Consider the following 20,946-nt stretch of genomic DNA (forward strand, 5'->3'; position numbering starts at 1 on the left):
TCACCGAGACCCGGCCACCTCACCTACGCCGAGGCCGCGACGCTTCCGTGCGCCGCGGTCACCGCCTACCGGCACCACGCCTCGGGCGAGGCGTTCGGCAAGGTCGTCATCGCCGTCAAGGGAGGGTGAGGACGGCCTTGCCCTGGACGCGGCGGGACAGGAGGGCCTCTGCCGCGCTCAAGGCCTGCTCCCATGGACCGCGCCAGCCCACCTGGGCGTCCAGCTCGCCCCTGGACAGCAGGCCGACAAGCCGGGCGAGGTCGTCGCCGAAGGGTGTGGTGACGTTGAAGTTCTCGATCCGGCCGCGTTGGGAGCGCGACCTCGACTCCTCGAAGTCGATCGTCGTCGGCTCCTTGGAGGCCTTGCCGATCGCCTGGATCACGCCGTCGTCCTCCAGCCGGTAGAACGCCTCGGCCAGTTGCCGTCCGCCCACGTTGTCCAGCACGCCGTACACCCTGCCGGTCAGGTTGGCAGGGCCGAGCACGATCTCGGCCGCGCCCAGCTCCCGTAGTCCCTCGGCCCGCGACGGGCTGCCGACGGAGGCGATCACGTGCGCTCCCTCGAGGGCCGCGAGCTGGACGGCGTACCTGCCGACGCCGCCGGACGGCCCGGCCGCGGGTCCGGAGAGCGGTAGGCGATCTCCCCGAAGTTGAGCGAGACGGCCGACACCTGGACCAGCACCTGCGAGGGCGAGGGGACCGGGTCGGGGACGACACCGAAGGACAGGTCGGGGTTGAAGATCAGTGCTTTCATGCGTACCACTGTGCCGACCCTCACCCACGATCCGCTGACGGTCGGGCGGCGATCATCCCGAGGATGCGCTCCACGTCGCCGCGTTCGGCCGGTGGCAGCGGCGCTCCGACCGACTCCCGCAGCTCCGCCGCCTCCGCCAGCAGCCTGGAGGCCTCCTCGAAGGCCCCCTCCAGCGCCGCCACCTCCGCCAGCCCCTCCTGCGCCAGCGCCACCGAGCGCGGGTCGCCGACCTCGCGGGCGGCGGCCAGCCCCTCCAGGTGCAGCGCTCTGGCGGCAGCCGCCTCCCCCCGGCCGGAGGCGATGAACCCCAGCTCGGCCAGGATCAACGTCACCCCGTAGAACGGCACCCCGAACTCCGTCTCCAGCCGCCGGTTCCAGGCCAGCGATTCGAGGAACAGCTCCTCGGCTCGATCGAGCTCGCCCGACCTGCGCGCCACCAGCCCGAGACCCACCCTGGCGAACTCCTCGGCGAACCTGTTGCCCTGTTCGCCTGCCAGCCGCCTCCCCTGCTCGTGCAGGTCCGCCGACCGCTCCAGCTCGCCGGTCAGCAGCGCGATCCGTCCCAGGCTGGACAGCCGGTAGGACACGTCGGTCCACAACCGCAGGTCCTCCGCGATCCGCAGCCCCTGCCGATGCAGCCGGGCGGCGCGCGCGTAGTCGCCGGTGACCTCCGCCAGGTAGCCCAGCATGTCCGAGGCCTGGAGCTGCCCCCATCGATCGCCGAGCTCACTGAAGATCGTCATGCTCTGGGTGGCGCTGCTCGCGGCCAGGTCGAAGTCGCCCTGGAACATCGCCTGCTTGGCACGGCCGGCCAGCGCGGCGGCCTCGCCCCACCTGTCGTCCTGCGACCTGAACCCCGCCAGCGCCTCGTCCAGCAGCCCCACCGCCGTGTTCACGTCCCCGAAGTGCAGGCAGGCGTGCGCGAGGAACCAGCGCGACCTGGCGTCGGGGAAGTCGATGTCGTCGGTACGGCCGGCGCCCGCCAACAGGGCGAACCCGGAACCCCACGCCGTCCCCTTGGTGTGGCGATACCCCTCCTGGTGCCTGCCCCGCAGGTACCAGTACCAGGTCAGCGCCTCGACCAGCCGCGGGGAGCCCGCCGAGTCCAGCACCGCCCTGAGGTTGAGCGCCTCCTCGTCCAGCCGCACCAGCCACTGCCGCTGGGCGCTGCCGTACAGGTGAGGGGCGGCCCGCACGGCGAGCTCGGTGTAGTAGGCGTCCCTGAGCCCGAACACGGGATCGTCCTGCTCCAGCCGCTCCAGGCAGTAGGCCGCCACGCTCTCCAGCAGGCGGTACCTGGGCGCGCCCGTCACCATCGACCTGCCGACCAGCTCGTCGAGCAGGTGGAGATCGACCCCGACCGCCTCGGCCGCCTCCAGTGTGCACCCGCCGGGATGGACCGCCAGCGCCAGCATCGCGGTCCGCTGCGGCTCGGTGAGCTGCTCCCAGCTCCAGTCGATCACCGCCCGCAGCGTCTGCTGCCTGGCGGGCCTGCCCCGTCCTGCGACCCCCAGCAGGCGGAACCGGTCGTCGAGCCGTTCGGCCACCCCCTGCACGCCCAGCGCCCGCGCCCTGGCCGCCGCCAGCTCCAGCGCCAGCGGCAAGCCGTCCAGGCGCCGGCAGATCACCTCGACCCACGGTGTGCTCTCTGCGTCCAGCGGCGTGCCCGAGCGCTCGGCGAACATCGCGACCGCGCTCGGCTGGTCGAGAGGCGGCACCACGAAGAGCGTCTCGCCCGGCAGGGCCAGCGACTCCTGGCTGGTGGCGAGCACCCGGACCCCGGGGGCCTTGCGCAGCAGCAGGTCCACCAGCGCGGCCACCTCCTCGACCAGGTGCTCGCAGTTGTCGAGCACGAGCAGCAGCCGCTGCCCGCGCAGCGCGTCGGCCAGCCGATGGGCCAGGTCGGGGACGGGCACCTGAGGAGGCGTGGAGGTCTCGTCCCTGATCCCCAGCGCGGCGGCCACCAACTCGGCCACCTGCCCGACCGCGCCGGCCAGCTCCACCAGCCACACCCCGCCCGGCAGCTCGACCGAGGCGGCGGCGGCCAGCGCCAGCCGGGTCTTGCCCACGCCGCCAGGACCGGTCAGCGTGACGAGCCTGGAGGAGTCGACCATGGCCCTGACCTCGGCCACCGCCCCTTCCCTGCCGATGAGGGAGGTGAGCGGCGCGGGAAGGTTCGTCGAGGACGCCGCGGGCGCGGGCGTCAGCGCCGGATCCTGCACCAGGATCGCCTGGTGGAGCGCGACCAGCTCGGGGCCTGGATCGAGCCCGAGCTCGTCGGCCAGCCGCTCGCGCAGCTCGGCGTACCCGGCCAGCGCCTCGCTCTGCCGTCCTGAGCGGTACAGCGCACGCAGGTGCGCCGCCCGCAGCCGCTCCCTGAGGGGGTGCGCCGCCACCAGCTCCCCCAGCTCGTCGGCGAGGCGGCTGTGCTCGCCCAGCGCCAGCCGTACCTCTGCCTGCTCCTCGAGCGCCGTCAGGCGCTGTTCGTCGAGGCGGGAGGCGGCGGCGTGCGCGAAGGAGTCGCGGAAGTCGGCGTAGGCAGGGCCGCGCCACAGCGCCAGCGCGTCGGACAGCAGGTCGGCCTTGACCCGCAGGTCGTCGCTCGCCAGTGCGCCTGCGAGCAGCCGGGCGAACTCGACGGCGTCCACCGAGTCGCTGACCAGGGAGTATCCGGTCGGCTGGTAGGTCACCAGCTCGCGATCGCCCAGTGCGCGGCGCAGCTGGGAGACCTTGGTCTGCAGCGTGTTGGTGGGGTTGCCCGGCAGGTCCTCGCCCCAGAGGTCGTCCAGCAGCCGGTCGGCTGACACGGTTCGCCCCTCGTGCATCAACAGGTCGGCGAGGAGCGCGCGGACCTTCAGTTCGGGCACTCGGACGGGCGTCCCGTCAGCAGCCCACACCGAAAGCGGACCAAGAACACCAAATCGCATCAAGTAAGGCTATCGGCAGCCGACCCCCAGCCGATCGTGCGCGCCCGCCGGCACAGTGGCGTCGTCCACCGGACGGAAGGAGGCGGGATGCGACTCGCGATCATCATCGGCAGCGTACGGCAGGGCAGGTTCGGTCCCACCGCGGCGGCCTGGCTGCACGCCAGAGCGTGTCGCCGAGACGATCTCGACGTGGACGTCATCGACCTGGCCGAAGCGTGGCTGCCGACGGTACTGCCGGCCGGCTTCCCCGCGCGCGAGGTCACCGGACCACCGGCCGTGGAGCATCTGCGGCCCTGGCTGGCCGACGCCGACGCGTTCGTGATCGTGACGCCGGAGTACAACCACAGCTTTCCCGCCTCGCTCAAGAACGCCATCGACTGGTACCACGAGGAGTGGCGAGGCAAGCCCGTCGCCTTCGTCGCCTACGGGGAGGCCTCGGGCGGCCTGCGAGCCGTCGAGCAGCTGCGCCCGGTGTTCGACGCCCTCGACGCGGTGTGCGTCGGCGAACCCGTCAGCCTCCCCTTCCACCGGATCCCTCCGGACTCCTCCGCCGAGCGCCTGCTCGACGCCCTGGAGAAGCACCATCGTGATCGTCAGCGGTGAGGTCCGTCCCCTGAGATCAGGGCGAGCGGCCTTACGGCGGACGCACCTCGCGGCGGCGCGCCATCGAGATCGACCGGCCCGCCGCGCGGGCTCTAAGGTCATCGGGTGGGATTGACGGAGAAACGGAGCTTCGGCGTCTACGAGGCCTTCGACGTCCTGGGCGAGGGCGGGCAGGGGACCGTCTATCTCAGTCGCGGGCCCGATGGCGGCCAGGTCGCCATCAAGGTACTGCTCGGCCAGGTGGCCCGCGACGAGGACGCGCGACGGCGCTTCCGGCGTGAGGCCGAGGCCGCGCGGAGGGTGGCGCCGTTCTGCACGGCCAAGGTGCTGGACATCGGCGTCGAAGGCGCGCAGCCGTACATCGTCAGCGAGCACGTCCCAGGCCCCTCGCTGGACACGCTGATCGCCACGCAGGGCCCGCGGTCAGGCGGCGGCCTGCAACGCCTGGCCATGGCGACCCTGACCGCCCTGGACGCCATCCACAGGGCCGGGGTCGTGCACCGCGACTTCAAGCCCAGCAACGTGATCATGGGGCCCGAGGGGCCGGTGGTGATCGACTTCGGCATCGCCAGAGCCGCAGACCACACCACCACGCACAGCGTCATGGGCACCCCCGCGTTCATGGCTCCCGAGCAGTTCGAAGGGCGCGGCCTCACCGGGGCGACGGACCTGTTCAGCTGGGCCAGCCATGATCTACGCGGCGACGGGGCGCTACGCCTTCCGCGGCGACACGATGCCGGCGCTCATGCACGCCATCCTGACCACCGAGCCGGACCTGTCGGGCGTGCCGGACGAGCTGCGCCCGCTGCTGCGATCCTGCCTGGCCAAGGATCCGGCGGCGCGTCCGACCGCCACGGCCCTCCTGCCGGCCCTGACGGGGGCCGCCCCCGCGCGACCGGCCACCAGCCGCTTTCCCGAGGGCGACCGTCTCACGATCGCGGCCCCTTCGCACCACCCGACGAAGGTGGCCCCGCCGAACCCTCATCCCGCCTCCTTCCGGCACCAGGGCCACCCTCCGGGCCTCCCGGGGGACCCGAGGCGGGTGGCCACGGGCACGGCCGGGCTGGTGGCGGGAGGGCTGGCGCTCCTGGCCGGGCTTCCGCTGCTGTACTACAGCGTGTACTTCGCCCTGGCGTCCATGGACTTGGCCATGGCGGAGCCGTTCCAGGTGGACCTGCCCAGAGCGATCGCGTTCGCGGTCGTGGCGGGGCTCCTGTGTGTGGCGCTCGGCCGGGCATCCTGGCCTGCGGCCCTCCTCGGCCTGGTCCATGTCCCGCTCGTGGTGGCCTTCGCGCTCCCGTCGCTGCCGCTCGGCACGCGGGAGCGGCTCGAGGACTCCTTACGCGCCGACCTCATGACGCTCGTGTCGGCGGCCACGCTGCTGACCGCCCTGATCCTTCTCGTCACCGGCCTGCTGCTGTCGCGCTGGAGCCGGGTCGTCGCCTTCCTCGCGGTGCTGAGCGGCCTGCTGCTGCTGGTCGCGGGCGTCACCGGCCTGCTGTCCGAGGCGGGTCTCGCCCATCCGCGGAGCGGCGCGTTCACCACGGAGGCGCTCGGGCGGCTGACGAGCGCGGTGTGGGCCCTGGCGACCGCGGGGCTGGCGGTGGCGCGAGCCGTACAGGCCAGAGGGCGACCGTCGCAGGGGACCTCCGCCGCCTGAGCGACGGGCCTCGTTCGCCCTGACATGTCCCGCCGGAGAGGCGGGGCGCGGCCGGTGGGCCGGCCGGTCACGGTGCGGGCCGCGGGACCGGGCGACGACCTCGGTACGCCGTGGGCGAACCGGGTCCGCTGTCGGCGAAGACGTCTGGGCTCTCGATGTGCGCGGTGCTTGGGTGGCGGGATGGAGATCTTGGTTCTGGGCGGAACAGCGTGGGTGGGCAGGGAGCTGTCGCGGCAGGCGATCGAGCGCGGCCATCGGGTGACGTGCCTTGCTCGCGGCGAGAGCGGAGAGGTCGTGGACGGAGCGAGGCTGGTGGCCGCCGACCGGCGCGATCCTTCGGCGTACGAACCGCTGCTCGACCGCGAGTGGGATGCGGTCCTCGAGGTGTCCTGGCAGCCGGGCTTCGTGCGCGGGGCGCTCGACGCGCTCGGCGGCAGGGCCGGGCACTGGGTCTATGTCTCCTCCATCAACGCCTACGCCTCCCATGACGCGCCGGACGCGGACGAGTCCGCGGCCCTGCTCGCTCCGACCGGCCAGGACGAGGCCGACCGCGCGTTGTACGGCGAGGCGAAGGTCGCCTGCGAGCAGGCCTCGACCGCCTCCGTGGGCGACCGCCTTCTCATCGCGCGCGCCGGCCTCATCGGCGGCCCCGGCGACACCAGCGGACGCTCCGGCTACTGGGTGGCCCGCGCCGCCCGCGACACTCGAGGGCCGATGCTGGTCCCCGACACTCCCGCCAGGCCGACACAGGCGGTCGACGTGCGCGACCTCGCCGCATGGCTGCTCGACGCCGCGGAGAAGGGGAGCGTCGGCACCTACGACGCCGTCGGTCCTGTCGTTCCGTTCGGAGAGTGGATCGAGCTGTCGCGCGCCGTCGGCGGGCACACCGGTCCTGTGGTCACCGCCGAGTCGGCATGGCTGCTCGCGAACGGCGTGGCCGAGTACATGGGGCCCGAGTCGCTGCCGATGTGGCTGGTCGAGCCGGGCTGGGAGGGGTGGTCGGCCAGGAGCGGCTCCGCGGGGCGCGCCGCGGGGCTGCGTCATCGGCCCAGGGCGGAGATGCTGGCCGACACGCTGGCCTGGGAACGCGAGCAGGGCCTGGACCGGGAAAGACGTGCCGGCCTCAGCGCACAGCGCGAACGCGAATTGCTCTCCCTGGTTCCCGAACCGGGGGGAACGCGCTCCTGACCACGCGTGCGAAAGCAACCTGAGGAAGAAGGCAGGCGCCCGGGAGGATTTCCGCCGTACGGGCGGATCTGGCATCGTTCTACAGAGCGCAGGAAGAACGTGGACCAGGGAAGGCGGTCCTGATGAATCCCGATCCCTCCGGGTCAGGCCAGCCCACCCTGGTGATCTTGGTTCTGCCCTCCGTGGCAGGCGTGACGGTCGCGCTCCAGGGCGAGCTCGACATGGTCACAGCGTCATGGCTGCGCCAGGAGCTCGATCAGGTCTTTGCCGAGCCCGGCAGGAAGCGTCTGATCCTTGATCTGTCGGGACTGACCTTCTGCGACTCCTCCGGCCTTGGCGCCATGATCGGCGCCTACAACCAGGTGCAGCAGACGGGTGGACAGATCGCCCTGGTCGGAGCGCAGGAGAGACTCAGGAACCTTCTGGTCCGCACGGGCCTCGACCGCATCCTCCCCCACTACCCGACCCTTGCCGAAGCGGAGAGCGCCTTCACCCCTCCACCGCCGACGCCCGACATCTGAGCCGGGCGGGGCAGTACCCGCCCGCCGGCCCTGGTGGCAGCCCAGCCGCCGCGACGGCCTGCGCCACCGGTCATGACGATCGTCCGCTCCCCGCCGCTGTCCGTTGACGTCTTCCCCTTCCCTGCGGCTGATCGCGGGGACTGACGCCAGAGGCGGGAGGCAGTGTCATGGCCGTTTGGCGCCCACCGCGCACAGGTGATAGTCGCCCTTGACGAGCGACCTGTCGGTGGTCGCGTCGGGACGCCAGTCGCGGGTGTTGACGATGCCGGGCTCGAGGAGCTCGAAGCCCTCCAGGAAGCCCTCGAACACGTCGCGGCGGCGGGGGGTGAACGGCGAGGAGGCGTTCTGGTAGACGGAGCTGACCTTGTCGGCCTTCTGCGGCATCGTGTCGGGGGCGACATGGGTCAGCACCAGGTACCCGCCGGTGGGCAGCAGGTCGCGGTAACGGCGGATGATGCCGGCCGGATCCTCCTCGTCGGTGACGAAGTGCATCAAGGAGACCACGAGGAGCGCGACGGGCCGCTCGAAGTCGAGCACCTCCGCCGCCCGCGCCATGACCTTCTCCGGCTCTCGCAGGTCGCCCTCCTGGACCGTGACGCCGGAGGAATGGCCGAGCAGAGCCCTGGAGTGGGTGAGGACGACGGGGTCGTTGTCGACGTAGACGATTTTGGCCCCGTCGATCACCTCGTGGACATGGCCGGCGGTCGGCAGGCCCGAGCCGATGTCGAGGAACTGGTCGACGCCCGACTGCCTCAGGTGGCGGACCGCCCGCTGCAGGAAGGCCCTGCTGTTGCGGGCATCGCCCCTGACCTCCGGGATGATGGCCAGGACCTTTTCGGCGGCGTGCCGGTCCACCTCGAAGTTGTCCTTGCCGCCCAGGTAGTAGTCATACATGCGGGCCACGTTGGGGACCGCGGCGCTGACACCTGGGACCGTGCGTTCACTGCTCATGGGCCAAACCTAGACGATCTACATCCGGAGTTGCGATGATCGTTCATATGTTAGGTCTGGACGCGACGCCCGGCATCAGCAAGACCAACCTGTGGGCCTGCATGGGGCTGGGGTTCCTCGGCACCACCGTCATCACCTTCCTGCCGGCCGGCCAGCCGTACATCCTCAACGAGGTTCTGGGGCTGTCCTCCGGCGATCTCGGCAGGATCACCGGCTACCTGCAGATCGCCGCGGAGGTCGCGCTGATCCTCAGCTTGACCTGGTACGGCGCGCTTGCCGACCGGATCGGCAGGCGACCCGTCGCGGTGGCGGGGCTTCTGCTGTGCGCGGCGGGGGCGGCGCTCTACCCGTTCGCCGGCAACGCGGCCGTTCTCGTCGCGCTGCGGGTCCTGTTCGCCCTCGGCATCGCCGCTCTGCACGTCACCATGTCCGCGATCACCGCCGACTACGTGCGAGATCGCACGCGAGGCAGGGCCTACGGCTGGCTCGGGCTCTTCAGCGGAATCGGCGCGGTGATCGCCGTGCTGGTGCTGGTCAGGCTGCCCAGCATGCTGGAGAAGGGCGGAATGGAGCCCATCGCGGCCGCCAGGACCGGCTTCCTGATCGTCGCCGCGCTGGTCGTGGTCGGCGCCCTGGCACTGCGCTTCACGCTTTCACCGAGCTGGGGCGTGACCGAGACGCCCAGGGTGCCGCTGACGCGGCTGATCGGCGAGGGCGTCAGACTGGCCCGCGACCCGGGGGTGGCGCTGTCCTACGCCGCCTCCTTCGTGGCCAGGGCCGATCTGGCCCTCGTGGCCAGTTTCCTGTCGCTGTGGATCGTCGACTACGCCAGGTCCGTACGCGGCATGTCGGCCACCGAGGCCCTGGCCAAGAGCGGCGCCATCGTCGGCATCGCCTACACGGTGATCGTGGTGGGCGCGCCACTGTTCGGCTGGCTCGGCGACCGGATGAAGCGGCAGCACGTCGTCATCCTCGCCCAAGCCGTCGCCGCTGCCGCCTATCTGTCGACCCTGCTGGTCAGCGACCCGCTCGGGCCAGGGATGATGCTGGTGGCCGCCTTCATCGGTCTCGGCGAGATCGGCGTCATCACCACGGCTGGGCCGCTGCTCGCCCAGCAGGTGCCGGCCCGCTACCGCGGCTCCTCCTTCGGCGTGCAGGTCCTCTGCGGCGCGATCGGGATCTTCGTCGTCTCCGGGGTCGGTGGCTGGCTGTACGACCTGTGGCGGCCGGCCGCTCCCTTCGCGCTGTCCGGCGCGTGCGGGCTGCTGGTCGTCCTGTTCGGGCTCGTGGTACGGCGCCGCGTCGTCCCCCATCCCGAGGTCGTGGCCGCTGACCGAGCGGGCGAGCCTGCCGCTTAGAGGCCGTCCTGGTCGTGCCAGTGGTTCTGCCAGCGGGACCGTTCGATCAGGGCGGCATCGATAGGGCGACTCAGGCGTCCTTTGTGGATGGTCGACTGGCGGAATCAGCCCGCGTTGCTGGATTCTCCGCTTCACGCCGGGTGAGCACCAAGGGGGCGTCCTCGGTGATGGCGACCGTGTGCTCGGAGTGGGCCGTGCGTGAGCCGTCGGCCGACCGGATGGTCCAGCCGTCGGCGTCGTAGACGATCCGGTCGGTCGTACGCGCGAACCAGGGTTCGAGCGCGAGGGTCAGCCCCGGCCGGAGCGTGAGGCCACGCCCTGCCCGGCCCGTGTTGGAAACGTGGGGTCCCTCGTGCATGGTGCGGCCGATGCCGTGGCCACCGAACTCGGTGTTGACCGGGTAACCGTAGTCACGGGCCACCGACCCGATGGCCGCCGAGATGTCACCCAGGCGGTTGCCCGGACGTGCCACCTCGATCGCCGCCTCCAACGCCTCCTCGGTGGCACGGATGATCCGCAGGTCCTCCTCGGCAGCGGTCCCGACGACGACCGTGCGCGCCGAGTCGGCCACCCAGCCATCGACGCTGACCGCGAGGTCCGCGCTGAGCACGTCGCCGTCACGCAGTGTGTAGTCGTGGGGCAGGCCGTGCAGGACGGCGTCGTTGACCGACAGGCAGATGACGTTGCGGAACGGGCCGCGGCCGAAAGACGGCGCGTAGTCCCAGTAGCACGACTCCGCCCCCCGCCGTTTGATCATGCCGCGCACGTGGCGCTCCAGGTCCAACAGGTTGACGCCCACGTCAGCGAGCCGCCCGACCTCGGAGAGCACCTCGGCGACGAAACGCCCGGCCACATGCATGCGTTGGATCTCCGCAGGCGTCTTCAGTTCAATCACGAAAACCTCGCGTCACAGGTGTTGGTATAGTTATACCGGCACCTTAACACTTGCCGGTATAGTAATACCAGTCCTATCCTGGGGGCATGGTCCGCCAACCGCTCACACCTGAACAGATCGAAGCCGGCAGGCGTCTTGGCGCCCTGCTGCGCCACGCGCGAGCGGGGCGCGACCTGGAGGAAGTCGCGCACGCGGCCGGCATCTCGCCGGAAACCCTGCGCAAGATCGAGACCGGCCGGCTTCCCTCTCCCGGATTCGGCACGATCGTCTGCCTCGGCGAGGCGCTCAACGTGCCGATTCAGGAGTTGGCAGCTATCTGGCGCGGCAACGACCTACCGCTGGAAGCCGTCTCCTAGCCGCTGTCACGCCCGCCCACGAAGTCCCGGTGGACACCGGCCGGCCCTCATCCAGCCTGCGCCTGTCGATCCAGCCACCGCTGGTCGAGCCAGCATCGCGACCCGCCCGGTCCACGGGACACCAGCGCGGCCCGACGGCCGGCCCGCCACCCGTACACCGAGTTGGCCGAGGCCTGCCGCTGGTGGACCGGGACGTCCCGGGCGAACCACCCGGACCGCCGCGCGTCGCCCCCTATGGCGATCGCCCCGTGCGGGAGACGGTGTGGATGGACCATCAGCGGCGGCGCAGTGACGGGTCGAGCAGCGCGGGCGGGGTGTCGTGCTTTTCGTGTGCGGCGAGGTCGATGCCGGGGGCGACGATGGCGTCGATGGCGTCGAGCACGTCGGCGGAGAGCGCGGTGTCCGCGGCGGCGAGTTGCGAGTGCAGGTGGTCCATCGTGCGCGGGCCGATGAGCGCGCTGGTCACGGCGGGGTGCGCTGTCACGAAGCCGAGCGCGAGCTGGATCATCGTCAGGCCGGCCTCGTCGGCGACCTTGGCCAGCTGCTCGACGGCCTCGAGCCTGGCCTGGTTGGAGGGGATGGTGGTGTCGAAGCGTTGCGGCATGAACGTCGAGCGGCTGGTGGTGACTGCCCGGCCCTCGCGGATCGCGCCCGACAGCCAGCCCGAGGCCAGCGGGCTCCATGCCAGCACGCCGAGCCCGTACTCCTGGGTCACGGGCAGGACATGGGCCTCGATCCCTCGCTGCAGGATCGAGTAGCTGGGCTGTTCGGTGACGTAGCGGCTCAGGTGGTGCTCGCGGGCGGCCCACTGGGCCTGCACGATGCGGTAGGCGGGGAAGGTCGAGGAGCCGAAGTAGCGGATCTTTCCCGCGCGCTGCAGGTCGGTCAGGGCCGACAGGGTCTCCTCGTCGCTGGTGCTCGGGTCCCATCGGTGGATCTGATAGAGGTCGACACAGTCGATGCCGAGGCGGCGCAGGCTGTCCTCCAGCGCGGTGATCAGCCAGCGGCGCGAGCTGCCCTGATGGTTGCGCTCGTCGCTCATCGGCATGGTCGCCTTCGTGGCCAGCACGATGTCGTCGCGGCGGCCCGCGATGGCTTTGCCGACCATCTCTTCCGACTGGCCGCCGCTGTACATGTCGGCGGTGTCGATGAGGTTGATCCCGGCCTCCAGGGCGGCGTCGACGATGGCGGTGGCCTCGTCCTGGGTGGTGCGCCCGATCTTTCCGAAGTTCATCGCGCCGAGCGCGAGAGCGCTGACCTGCACACCTGTGCGACCCAAAGTGCGGTACTGCATGACCGTGTCCCCTCATTGCGGGTGAAGCGCATGGCTTGGCTACCAGGCCCCTGCTCTGACATCATGAACAAAGCGGAACCTCGTTCCGAAACAATACGGAACACAGTTCCGCTTTTGCAAGCGGTGGCGGAGGGAGCGGCGCGGTGAACGACAGAAACGAGGTCACAGGGCAGGCGGGCGCGTCCAAGAGGAAGGACGCCCGGCGTAACCAGGAAACCCTCCTCGAGACGGCCGCCGCGGTCTTCGTCACGTCAGGCGTGAACGCCCCCGTACGCGACATCGCGGCCAAGGCCGGCGTCGGGCTGGGCACGATCTACCGCCACTTCCCGACGCGAGCGGACCTCATCATCGCCGTCTACCGGCACCAGGTCGACGCCTGCGCCGAGGCCGGGCCAACCCTGCTGGCGACCAGCCCTTCACCGCACGCCGCACTAGGGCAGTGGATCAACCTCTTCGTCGATTTCCTGGTCACCAAACACGGACTCGCCGCCGTGCTGCGCTCCGACAACTCCGACTTCGAGGCGCTGCACGCCTACTTCCTCGACCGCCTCCTACCCGTCTGCACCGAACTGCTCGAAGCCGCAACCGTCGCCGGCGAGATCCGCCCCGACATCGATGCGTACGAGCTCATGCGCGGCGTCGGCAACCTCTGCATCGGCGCGGACAGCGACCCCCGCTACGACGCACGCCACATGGTCGAACTCCTCATCGCAGGGCTGGGCCGACCACATCACTGACCTCGGCCTGCAGGGTGACATCGGGATGTAGTGACAGCCGTGCGTGGCCGCCGGGGCGGCAGACGGTGCCTGCAGGCCGGGAGCCCCACGGGGTCCTGGCGTTTCGGCGGCTCGGTCCTTTCCTCCCGGCAGCGGGTCAGCAGCGTGGCGCGCAGCCGCTCCCGCGACGTCTCCACCGGGCAGCTTGTCGGCCAGAGAGCTCCTTGAGGCTGGTCGCGCGGACTCGAGTGGGACTCCGCTCCCCCGTCGCGCCGCAGGATGTCGGGGTGCGTTCACCGAACAAGAGGTGAAGTGTCGGTCATGTCCGTTACGGTCGCTTGGCATGATGATCAACGGCAGCCAGATCGTGCTGGCCGGGCGGTTCGGCCGGCTTTCGAAGGATGAGGCCAAGCGCCGTCTGGAGGCGTTGGGCGCGAAGGTGACCGCGTCGGTCACGGCCAGGACCGACCTGGTCTTCGCCGGGGCGAAGTCGGGGGCCAAGGCGGGTCCTGCGGCGGTGCGCGGCGTTCCGATCTACGACGAGGACGCGCTGGCGGCCGTGCTCGACGGCAGGGAGCCCGGCACCGCGCCACCGTCCCCGCCGTTCACCGGCGTCCCTGGCGAGCCGATGGACCCCGGCGAGGCCCTCGACCTCCTCAAGAACGCCGACTGGTCCGCGTTCTCCCCGGAGCGCGACACCGTGCCGCTGCGGGACGCCCTCCAGGCACTGGAGCGCGCCCACGGCGTCACCGACGCGCATCGCCTCGCCACCGCCCGGCTGCGCGAGGCGGGCGCGCTGCTGCGCCACTCCGACGTGCACCACGGCGAGCTGAACGGCCACGCGCTCAGCCCGGACGGCCGCCACCTCGCGGTCGGAAGCCGGACAGGCGACGACTACGACAGGGGCGGCGTCCTTCAGGTCTTCGAGGTCGCCACCGGCCGCTGCGTCCATGCGATCGACGGCATCATGGGCGGCATCGGCTTCCCCGGCCACGCGCGCAGCCTCCAGTGGTCGGCGGACGGCACGCGGATCGCCCTGGAGTACAACACCAACGCGACCGGCGTGTGGGACCCGTTCGGCACCGCCCACGAGCCGCTCGCCGACGCGTTCTTCCTCGCCTCCGGCAGGCCGTTGGGCATGGCCCTCGCCCCGGAGGGCAGGCGCGCGTTCGTCTACGGAGGCGGGTCGGACCTGCTTCGCAACGTCGTCGTGGCGATGCACGAGGGCTCGGTCGCCGGGCCGCCGGACGCCCGCCCGGAGGGAACGGCGCCGATCGAGTTCAGCGGGCCGTCACCCGACGAGTTCGAGGAGATCTGGAACGACGAGCCCATGTTCGTCCTCGGCCGGGCGTTCTGGTCGCGCGACGGCTCCCGCGTCTACGGAGAGGCGGCGGACGCGTACGCGGCGATCTCGCTCGATGTGGAGAAGCGGCAGGTCGCCTGGATCCTGCGCCTGGAAGAGGATCCGGAGGCGGCTGCGCCCGAGTGGAGCCCGGACGAACGACTCCTGGCCTGCCAACGCGACGGCAGGCTCGTCATCACCGACGCGCTGACCGGTGAGCCGACGGCGGAGCTTCCTGGCTACCCGGGCGCCGACGTCCTGTGCTGGGGGCCTGGCGGCCGCCTGGCGGTGGTGGCCCCGGCGGGCGGGACCGTCGGGATCGTCGACGCGACGACCGGCGAGCACCGGTACGACCTGGACGTTCAGGCGGCCGCCTCCGACCCGCGCGGCTGGGACGCCCGGTCGTGGGCCTGGTCGCCGGACGGCGAGCTGGCCGCCTGCGTCACCGCCGAGGGGCGGATCGAGATCTGGTCGCTCGGTGAGCGCTCGGAACGGCTGCGCGTCCTGGACGGCGTCCGGCGCACGGTCGGCCAGGATGATCACGGCTTCGGCCTGGAATGGCCCGCCGCCGACGTGCTGATCGCGATCGGTCCGCACGCGGTGCGCTTCCTCCGTCCCGACACCGGCGAGATCATGGCCGACCACCCACTCCACCATGCCCCTGCCTCCGCTCGCCCGCTCTTCCTCACCGGCCGCGACCTCGGCGACCAGCTCCGGCTCAACCCGACGTTCGCGCTGGACGAGGACACCTGGGCGGTGGCGTTCGAGGACGGCACGGTCATCGCGCCGGTCGGCAGGGAAGACGATCTCGACGATCGGCTCTGCTGGTCCGTCGCCCGCCGCTTCGCCTGGCCGTTCCGCTGGGGCGACAGGGAGATCTTCCCCGACCCCGCCCACGCGGGAGTGGGGGCGGGGTCGCCGGAGACCGACCGGCTCCTGGCGCCGTTCCGGGGACGTGGCAGCACGGCAGAGGCGAAGGGGACGTGGCCGCCACCCGACACCGCCACCGTGGGCGACCTGATCACGGTGGTCCGGGGGACGCTGGCCGACCTGACCGTTCAGGACTCGGTCGGCCACGCGGAGTGGACCGTCGACACGCTCCAGCAGCTCGCGATGGTCCGCGCCCGGCGGCGCGAGGCTGCCGAAGCCCGCGAACTGGCCCTCGTGATACCGGAACACCGGCGACGCCTCGGACACCTCGCGCGGATCGCGCTCGCGCTCGGCGCCGCCGGTTTCACGGCAGAAGCCGCCGCCGTCTTCCCCTACGCCGACGACGACCTCGCGGACATGGGCGGCGCGGCGGACACGGCGGCCGACACGGCGGCGGACACGGCGGCGGTCGCCGGCGCCTGCGCGGTCCTCGGGCAGCATGAACGCGCCGAGCGGTGGTTCACCGTCGCGCGCGAGGTCGCCGACGCCGACCGCTCGAACTGGACAGTTCGACTGCCGCTGGTCTGGACGCTCACCGAGTGCGGCAGGGAGCAGGAGGCCCGCGTCGTGCTGGACGAGGGTGTGGGCACGCCGGGGGGCCGGCACCACGGCGTGCCCTGGCTGGTCTGCCTGCTCAGGAGGGGCGAGACCGAGCTGGTGCGCGAGCTGATCGGGGAGCGCAGCGAGCCGAACGACCCGAACGAGCGGCACTCCTACGGCGTGCGCTGGTTCGACGACTGGACGGCGGCCCGCGCGCTCACCGTCCACGGGCAGCCGGAACTGCTCCGGCTGTGGGGTGACATCAACTGGGCCTCGGTGCGGGACCACCTGCCGGTGGCCGAACGGATCGCGGCCGAGGGCAGGCCCACCGGCCCGACCGACGACCAGCTGATCGATCTGGCCGCCCAGTACGCCGGGCTCGCGAACCTCCCCAAGGCGACCAAGCGTCGCCGGTGCGCGAGGGTGGCCCAGCAGGCGGCGGAGTGCGGCCACATCAGCGCCGTGCTCGACCTGCTGCCAGGGACGAACGACTCCGGCAGATACGGGATGGGCAGTGACGAGCGCGCCTGGGTCGCGCTCAGTGCCCTGCGGACCATCGCGATCGGCGTGGACGTCGATGTCTGGTGATCCGGTGCCCCGGTCGCGTGCCGGGGCTGCCACCCACCCCATTGGCCGGGTGGTGCAGGGGGCACCGGAATGCGGCAGCCGCGTCGCGTTCAGGAGCCGATGCCCGGCTTACGCCGGTAGCCGAACCTTGGCGCGACCTGCGTGATGTCGGCCACCGTGAGGCGTATGCGACTGACAAAGCTTGGTCATGCGTGTGTGCGGTTGGAGAAGGACGGACGGGTGCTCGTCATCGATCCCGGGGCCATGACCCCGGAGCCCGACGCCCTGGACGGCGCCGAGGCGGTGCTCATCACGCACGAGCACTTCGACCATTTCGAGCCAGGACGGTTGCGGGAGGCCGTCGAGGCCGAACCGCGCCTGACCGTCTACACCTGTCCAGGGGTGGCACGGCGGCTCGGCGAACTGGGCGAGCGCGTGCAGGTCGTAGGTGAAGGCGACACGTTCACCGCCGCCGGGTTCGACCTGACCGTCTTCGGCGAGAAGCACCACTTCAGCCACCCCGATGCGGCGCCGGTGGACAACGTCGGTTTCCTCGTGGACAACGAGGTCTTCCACCCAGGGGACGCGCTGACGGTGGTGGACGCGCCCACGGTCCTGGTCGCAGGGCAGGCGCCCTGGATGACCGTTCCCGACCTGGTCGCCTACCTGCGCACCGCCGCCCCCCTGCGCGCCTACGCCGTCCACGACGGTCTGATGAACGAGTGGGGCCTGCAGGTCCTGGACGGCGTGCTCGCCATGGAGGCGGAGCGCTCCGGCGCCGACATCCGCCGCCTCAAGCCCGGCGAGAGCGTCGAGCTCTGAGCCGGCCGGGGGCGACACGGCCCGTTTCCGCGGTGGTGTCGCCCCCGCAGCCCGCCGCCGTGGATCACGCCGTCCACTTCATCGTCTTTCGGAGCGTGGACGGCGGCGACGCGGCCTGTGCCTCGCGCCGGTGGATGACGGTCGGGCTCGGTGCGCACGTCAGCGGGTGGCGGCTTCGACGCGCTCCTCGGCGAGACTCACGGTCGGTGACTGTGCCCTGGTACGGGCGAGCTCCGGCAGGAGGGAGCCGATCCCGAGGACGGCCAGCCCGACGCCCAGCCAGAGGGGAGCCCGCAGCCCGAAGCCGTCGATGGCCAGCCCGCCGACCGCGGAGCCGACGATCACCCCGAGGGTGATGAAGGAGGCGTGGACGGTGTTGACCAGTGGCCCCGCGTTGCCGACGCGCTGGACGCGTACGGCCATCGCGGGGTTCATGGTCACCCCGACCAGCCCGACGCCCAGCATGGCGATCACCGCGGGGACGCTGAGGTGGGCGAACAGCGCGAAACCGGCCAGGAAGATCGTGTTGAGGATCAGCCCGGACAGCAGGACGCCGATGGTGTGCCTGTCGGCCAGGCGTCCGACGACGTGGTTCCCGATCACGGTGGCAGCGCCGTAGGCGACGAGCAGCAGGGGCACGGTCCCCGAGGAGAACCCGGTGACCTGGGTGAGGATCGGGCTGAGATAGCTGAAGGCGGCGAAGGTCGCGCCGATGATGAGGGTGCTGGTCGACAGCGCCAGCCACAGCCTGCCGTTCCTGAAGACCGCCACCTCCTGCCTGAAGTCGCCGTTGCCGCCGTCAGCACGCCCGAGCCCGGGAACGCCCATCGTGGTGGCGAGCGCGGCGATGACGGTCAGGGCGCCGACGGCCCAGAAGGCGGCACGCCAGCCGAACTGCCCGCCGATCAGCGTGGACAGCGGCAGCCCGAGCAGGGTGCCGAGCATCAGTCCGTTCAGGACGACGGCGAGGGCGCGCCCGCGTACCTCTGGACGGCTCAGCTGGACCGCCACCGAGATGGCGACGCCGAAGAACGCCTGGGAGGCGACTCCGGTGATGACGCGCGCGACCATCATGATCGGATAGGACGGCGCGAGCGCGGCGAGCACATTGCCCACCAGAAAGATCGCGAACAGCACCATGAGCGCGGGCTTCGGGCGTATCCGCACCAGCGCGACGGTCATCAGCGGCCCGCCCGCCGACATGGCCACCGCGAAGGCGGTGATCAGATAGCCGATCTGGGAGATGGTCACGCCGAGTCCGTGTGCCATCTCGGGCATCAGGCCTCCGACGGCGAACTCGCTGGTCACCATGGCGAAAATGCCTATGGCCAGGACGTAGACGGCTCTGGGCAAGGGGAACTCCTTTCTGCACCAATCGGTGTAGAACTTGGGTATGAAAAAAGCCGAGGTCAGGCCAGGGCGTCCAGGGCCGTGGCCGCGATGGCCTCGAGGGTGGCGTCGGCGGCGCCACCCTGAGCGGCCACCCGGATCCCGGCGATCACGGCGTTGACGAACCTGGCGAGCTCGGCGGGATCGCGGGTGGAGCCGATGCTGCCGTCGCGCTGCCCGCTCCCGATGACGGCGCTCAGGTTGACGACTCGGTACTCGGTGTCGCGATCGAGCATCAGGGCGATCTCCGGGTCACGGCCGGCGAGCTCCATCGTGGTGTTGACGGTCAGGCAGCCGAGGCCGTAGCCGTCGCGCCTGTTCTCCGCCTCCGTCTGGAGGATCTTGGCGAACAGCGCGCGGATCCGCTCGATCGCCGGCAGCTCGTGATCGTCGAGGATCCGCAGCTGGTCGGCGGTGGTGGCGGCCATGTAGCGGGTCAACGCGCGCTTGAACAGCTCGCGCTTGTTGGTGAAGGCGTTGTACACGCTGCTGCGGTCCAGCCCGAGCGCCTCACACAGGTCCCTGGTCGAGGTCGACTCGTAGCCGTTCGCCCAGAAGGTGCGCATCGCAGTGTCCAGGACCCGGTCCTCATCGAATGATCTCGGCCTCGCCATACGAGTACGTTACCCGTTTTGCATCGATCAGTGCAATATGGGGGCGACCGGAGCACGCCTCGGCGCCCCGCGCGGCGGCGCGGCACGCTCGGACCAGGACAGCTGTGCGGGGCTCCTCAGTCCTGGAGGACCGACAGCACGTTGCCCGCCGGGTCGGTGAACCAGGCGATGGGCGGGCCGTCCTCCCGCATGACACCCTTCGCGTCCTGGTTCATCTGCGGGTAGCGCTCGAAGCGCACCCCGCGCTCGGTCAGCTGGTCGACGGCCTCGTCGATGTCGTCGACAGGGAAGTTGAGGATGGTGAACGTCGCGGGCGTGTGGTCGGGCTTCGGGTAGACGAGCGTGTCGCGGTCGCCCGCGAGATGCAGCGTCAGCATGCCGTTCTCCTCCGACACGCGGATTCCGAGCGTGTCGCCGTAGAAGGCCTTGGCCGCCTCGATGTCGTCCACCGAGAACCCGCTGAACGCCTTCGTGTCACGGAACATCAGTTCTCCTCCATTGCTGCGTGGGGTGCTCATCGCTGACCTGGATGTGCCGCACGCCCCGGTCGATCGCGGTGGCGAGCGGACTGCCGTCGCGTTCCTCCGGCTCGGCCGGACCCATGACGGCATCGGGTCGATGCGGGCGTCGGCCGCGTCGATGTTCAGTATCACCCGGCCTGGCTCGGTACCCCCGGTCCGACACTTCGGCCGTGCGGCCGTGGGGCCGTGGGGCGGGTGGGCACACGGGGCACACGCGGGAGCGCCGGCAGGGTCGTCGCCTCACCGCCGGTCGCCTCCGCCGGGCGTCGGCACGGGTCGGACGGTCGAGCGAAAGCGCAACCCGGCGATCCCCAAGGCAACCTCCTCGTTGTCCGAGCCGTAGGCGTGGAATGGGCAAAGCCGTGCGTGGCCCATCGGCGCCTGGGTAGGCACGCCGTACTCGGAAGGAGATCGCTCATGGCCACTCGGCAGATGACGCCGGAGATGACGGACGAGGACGACGTCATCGACCTGTTGCTGGCGCAGCACGCCCTGATCAGGGACCTGTTCGACGAGGTGGAGCAGTCCTCGGGCAGGCGGCGGGCCGAGGCCTTCGAGAGGCTGGCCCGGCTGCTGGCCGTCCACGAGCGCGCGGAGGAGCAGGTCGTGCATCCGAAGACGCGCGCGACGATCGACGGCGGCGACGGCGTCGTCGCCGACCGGCTGGCCGAGGAGGACGAGGCCAGGCGGCTGCTCGGCGAGATCGAAGAGAACGGCACCGACGCCGCCGACTTCATGGACAGGTTGGCGCTGCTGCGCGGCGCGGTGACGGCGCACGCCCGCAGCGAGGAGCGCTACGAGTTCCCGCAGCTGCGCGCCCGCACCACCGAGGCCGAGCGCAGGAAGCTGGCGGGCAAGGTGAAGGCGGCCGAGGACCGATGAACCTGCCTGCCGCGCGAGGCCCGATCACCGCGGCGTTGTTCGGACGGCTGACCGGCCCGCCCGGGGGCGAGCCGCTCGCCGTCCACGAGGTGGACGACGAGGATCTGCACCTGGCCC

19 protein-coding genes and 1 pseudogene are annotated in these 20,946 nt (G+C 71.2%); 11 read left to right on the forward strand and 9 right to left on the reverse strand.

From position 1 onward, the window contains the following. Positions 1-115 precede the first annotated feature (115 nt). The 3 genes from ABFX50_RS33750 to ABFX50_RS33760 are packed head-to-tail and all read right to left on the reverse strand — an operon-like array spanning position 116 to position 3,620. On the reverse strand, positions 116-550 hold the full coding sequence (locus ABFX50_RS33750; RefSeq protein WP_346152154.1) for a zinc-binding dehydrogenase: 435 nt from the start codon (positions 548-550) through the stop codon (positions 116-118). Then, the gene (locus tag ABFX50_RS33755) at positions 547-753 is read right to left on the reverse strand and encodes a hypothetical protein (RefSeq protein ID WP_346152156.1); all 207 of its coding nucleotides are present in this window, start codon (positions 751-753) and stop codon (positions 547-549) included. The genes ABFX50_RS33750 and ABFX50_RS33755 overlap by 4 nt, the downstream gene beginning before the upstream one ends. 20 nt (positions 754-773) lie before the next feature. Beyond that, entirely contained in the window at positions 774-3,620 is a 2,847-nt protein-coding gene (locus ABFX50_RS33760; protein ID WP_346152158.1) for an AfsR/SARP family transcriptional regulator, read from the reverse strand. 147 nt (positions 3,621-3,767) lie between these two features. Here ABFX50_RS33760 and ABFX50_RS33765 point away from each other — a divergent pair, with 147 nt between their 5' ends. The 5 genes and pseudogenes from ABFX50_RS33765 (at position 3,768) to ABFX50_RS33780 (ending at position 7,652) form a co-directional block, all read left to right on the forward strand. After that, positions 3,768-4,283, forward strand: coding sequence for an NADPH-dependent FMN reductase (locus tag ABFX50_RS33765; protein ID WP_346152159.1), 516 nt, complete (start codon positions 3,768-3,770; stop codon positions 4,281-4,283). Positions 4,284-4,388: 105 nt separating this feature from the next. Beyond that, a pseudogene (locus ABFX50_RS51480) lies at positions 4,389-4,952 on the forward strand (serine/threonine-protein kinase); the annotation flags it as partial. Between the two features lie 19 nt (positions 4,953-4,971). Then, complete coding sequence (locus tag ABFX50_RS33770) at positions 4,972-5,943, forward strand: serine/threonine-protein kinase (RefSeq protein ID WP_346152161.1); 972 nt, start codon at positions 4,972-4,974, stop codon at positions 5,941-5,943. 180 nt (positions 5,944-6,123) lie between these two features. After that, a complete protein-coding gene (locus tag ABFX50_RS33775) occupies positions 6,124-7,131 on the forward strand; it encodes an NAD-dependent epimerase/dehydratase family protein (RefSeq protein WP_346152163.1) in 1,008 nt (335 codons plus the stop codon). A 122-nt stretch (positions 7,132-7,253) separates the two neighbouring features. Next, complete coding sequence (locus ABFX50_RS33780; RefSeq protein WP_346152165.1) at positions 7,254-7,652, forward strand: anti-sigma factor antagonist; 399 nt, start codon at positions 7,254-7,256, stop codon at positions 7,650-7,652. A gap of 165 nt (positions 7,653-7,817) precedes the next feature. Here ABFX50_RS33780 and ABFX50_RS33785 read toward each other — a convergent pair whose 3' ends face one another. Next, the gene (locus ABFX50_RS33785; RefSeq protein ID WP_346152167.1) at positions 7,818-8,603 is read right to left on the reverse strand and encodes an SAM-dependent methyltransferase; all 786 of its coding nucleotides are present in this window, start codon (positions 8,601-8,603) and stop codon (positions 7,818-7,820) included. A 47-nt stretch (positions 8,604-8,650) separates the two neighbouring features. On the opposite strand from ABFX50_RS33785, the gene ABFX50_RS33790 reads away from it, so the two are divergent. Further along, positions 8,651-9,961 (forward strand): MFS transporter, encoded by a 1,311-nt coding sequence (locus tag ABFX50_RS33790; protein ID WP_346152169.1) that lies wholly within the window; start codon positions 8,651-8,653, stop codon positions 9,959-9,961. 70 nt (positions 9,962-10,031) lie between these two features. Here ABFX50_RS33790 and map read toward each other — a convergent pair whose 3' ends face one another. Further along, positions 10,032-10,856: a type I methionyl aminopeptidase gene (gene map, locus ABFX50_RS33795; protein WP_346152171.1), complete on the reverse strand. Its 825-nt coding sequence runs from the start codon at positions 10,854-10,856 to the stop codon at positions 10,032-10,034. 86 nt (positions 10,857-10,942) lie between these two features. On the opposite strand from map, the gene ABFX50_RS33800 reads away from it, so the two are divergent. Then, on the forward strand, positions 10,943-11,212 hold the full coding sequence (locus ABFX50_RS33800) for a helix-turn-helix domain-containing protein (RefSeq protein ID WP_346152173.1): 270 nt from the start codon (positions 10,943-10,945) through the stop codon (positions 11,210-11,212). 274 nt (positions 11,213-11,486) lie between these two features. Here the strand turns inward: ABFX50_RS33800 and ABFX50_RS33805 are convergent, their stop codons facing one another. After that, positions 11,487-12,506, reverse strand: coding sequence for an aldo/keto reductase (locus tag ABFX50_RS33805; RefSeq protein WP_346152175.1), 1,020 nt, complete (start codon positions 12,504-12,506; stop codon positions 11,487-11,489). Between the two features lie 143 nt (positions 12,507-12,649). Here ABFX50_RS33805 and ABFX50_RS33810 point away from each other — a divergent pair, with 143 nt between their 5' ends. From ABFX50_RS33810 to ABFX50_RS33820, 3 genes are all read left to right on the forward strand, one after another. Further along, complete coding sequence (locus ABFX50_RS33810; RefSeq protein WP_346152177.1) at positions 12,650-13,243, forward strand: TetR/AcrR family transcriptional regulator; 594 nt, start codon at positions 12,650-12,652, stop codon at positions 13,241-13,243. A gap of 322 nt (positions 13,244-13,565) precedes the next feature. Next, positions 13,566-16,622, forward strand: a complete 3,057-nt coding sequence (locus tag ABFX50_RS33815) for a WD40 repeat domain-containing protein (protein WP_346152179.1) — start codon at positions 13,566-13,568, stop codon at positions 16,620-16,622. Between the two features lie 165 nt (positions 16,623-16,787). Then, positions 16,788-17,423 (forward strand): MBL fold metallo-hydrolase, encoded by a 636-nt coding sequence (locus ABFX50_RS33820; protein ID WP_346152181.1) that lies wholly within the window; start codon positions 16,788-16,790, stop codon positions 17,421-17,423. 159 nt (positions 17,424-17,582) lie between these two features. Here ABFX50_RS33820 and ABFX50_RS33825 read toward each other — a convergent pair whose 3' ends face one another. The 3 genes from ABFX50_RS33825 to ABFX50_RS33835 form a co-directional block, all read right to left on the reverse strand. After that, positions 17,583-18,776: an MFS transporter gene (locus ABFX50_RS33825; protein WP_346152182.1), complete on the reverse strand. Its 1,194-nt coding sequence runs from the start codon at positions 18,774-18,776 to the stop codon at positions 17,583-17,585. Between the two features lie 56 nt (positions 18,777-18,832). Then, positions 18,833-19,378 carry a TetR/AcrR family transcriptional regulator gene (locus tag ABFX50_RS33830; RefSeq protein WP_346152184.1) on the reverse strand — a complete coding sequence of 182 codons (546 nt, stop codon included), beginning with the start codon at positions 19,376-19,378 and terminating at the stop codon, positions 18,833-18,835. 164 nt (positions 19,379-19,542) lie between these two features. Next, positions 19,543-19,911 (reverse strand): VOC family protein, encoded by a 369-nt coding sequence (locus ABFX50_RS33835; protein WP_183661208.1) that lies wholly within the window; start codon positions 19,909-19,911, stop codon positions 19,543-19,545. Between the two features lie 453 nt (positions 19,912-20,364). Here ABFX50_RS33835 and ABFX50_RS33840 point away from each other — a divergent pair, with 453 nt between their 5' ends. Continuing rightward, entirely contained in the window at positions 20,365-20,829 is a 465-nt protein-coding gene (locus ABFX50_RS33840) for a hemerythrin domain-containing protein (protein WP_346152187.1), read from the forward strand. The last annotated feature ends 117 nt before the right edge of the window (positions 20,830-20,946 follow it).

Origin of the sequence: Nonomuraea recticatena, assembly GCF_039533245.1 — a bacterium.
Taxonomy (GTDB): Bacteria; Actinomycetota; Actinomycetes; order Streptosporangiales; family Streptosporangiaceae; genus Nonomuraea; species Nonomuraea roseola.

Coding starts and splice junctions, on each gene's coding strand:
- ABFX50_RS33755 (WP_346152156.1), bottom strand. CDS start 753: ATGAAAGCACTGATCTTCAACCCCGACCTGTCCTTCGGTGTCGTCCCC.
- ABFX50_RS33765 (WP_346152159.1), top strand. CDS start 3,768: ATGCGACTCGCGATCATCATCGGCAGCGTACGGCAGGGCAGGTTCGGT.
- ABFX50_RS33770 (WP_346152161.1), top strand. CDS start 4,972: ATGATCTACGCGGCGACGGGGCGCTACGCCTTCCGCGGCGACACGATG.
- ABFX50_RS33775 (WP_346152163.1), top strand. CDS start 6,124: ATGGAGATCTTGGTTCTGGGCGGAACAGCGTGGGTGGGCAGGGAGCTG.
- ABFX50_RS33780 (WP_346152165.1), top strand. CDS start 7,254: ATGAATCCCGATCCCTCCGGGTCAGGCCAGCCCACCCTGGTGATCTTG.
- ABFX50_RS33785 (WP_346152167.1), bottom strand. CDS start 8,603: ATGAGCAGTGAACGCACGGTCCCAGGTGTCAGCGCCGCGGTCCCCAAC.
- ABFX50_RS33790 (WP_346152169.1), top strand. CDS start 8,651: ATGTTAGGTCTGGACGCGACGCCCGGCATCAGCAAGACCAACCTGTGG.
- ABFX50_RS33800 (WP_346152173.1), top strand. CDS start 10,943: ATGGTCCGCCAACCGCTCACACCTGAACAGATCGAAGCCGGCAGGCGT.
- ABFX50_RS33805 (WP_346152175.1), bottom strand. CDS start 12,506: ATGCAGTACCGCACTTTGGGTCGCACAGGTGTGCAGGTCAGCGCTCTC.
- ABFX50_RS33815 (WP_346152179.1), top strand. CDS start 13,566: ATGATGATCAACGGCAGCCAGATCGTGCTGGCCGGGCGGTTCGGCCGG.
- ABFX50_RS33820 (WP_346152181.1), top strand. CDS start 16,788: ATGCGACTGACAAAGCTTGGTCATGCGTGTGTGCGGTTGGAGAAGGAC.
- ABFX50_RS33830 (WP_346152184.1), bottom strand. CDS start 19,378: ATGCGCACCTTCTGGGCGAACGGCTACGAGTCGACCTCGACCAGGGAC.
- ABFX50_RS33835 (WP_183661208.1), bottom strand. CDS start 19,911: ATGTTCCGTGACACGAAGGCGTTCAGCGGGTTCTCGGTGGACGACATC.
- ABFX50_RS33840 (WP_346152187.1), top strand. CDS start 20,365: ATGGCCACTCGGCAGATGACGCCGGAGATGACGGACGAGGACGACGTC.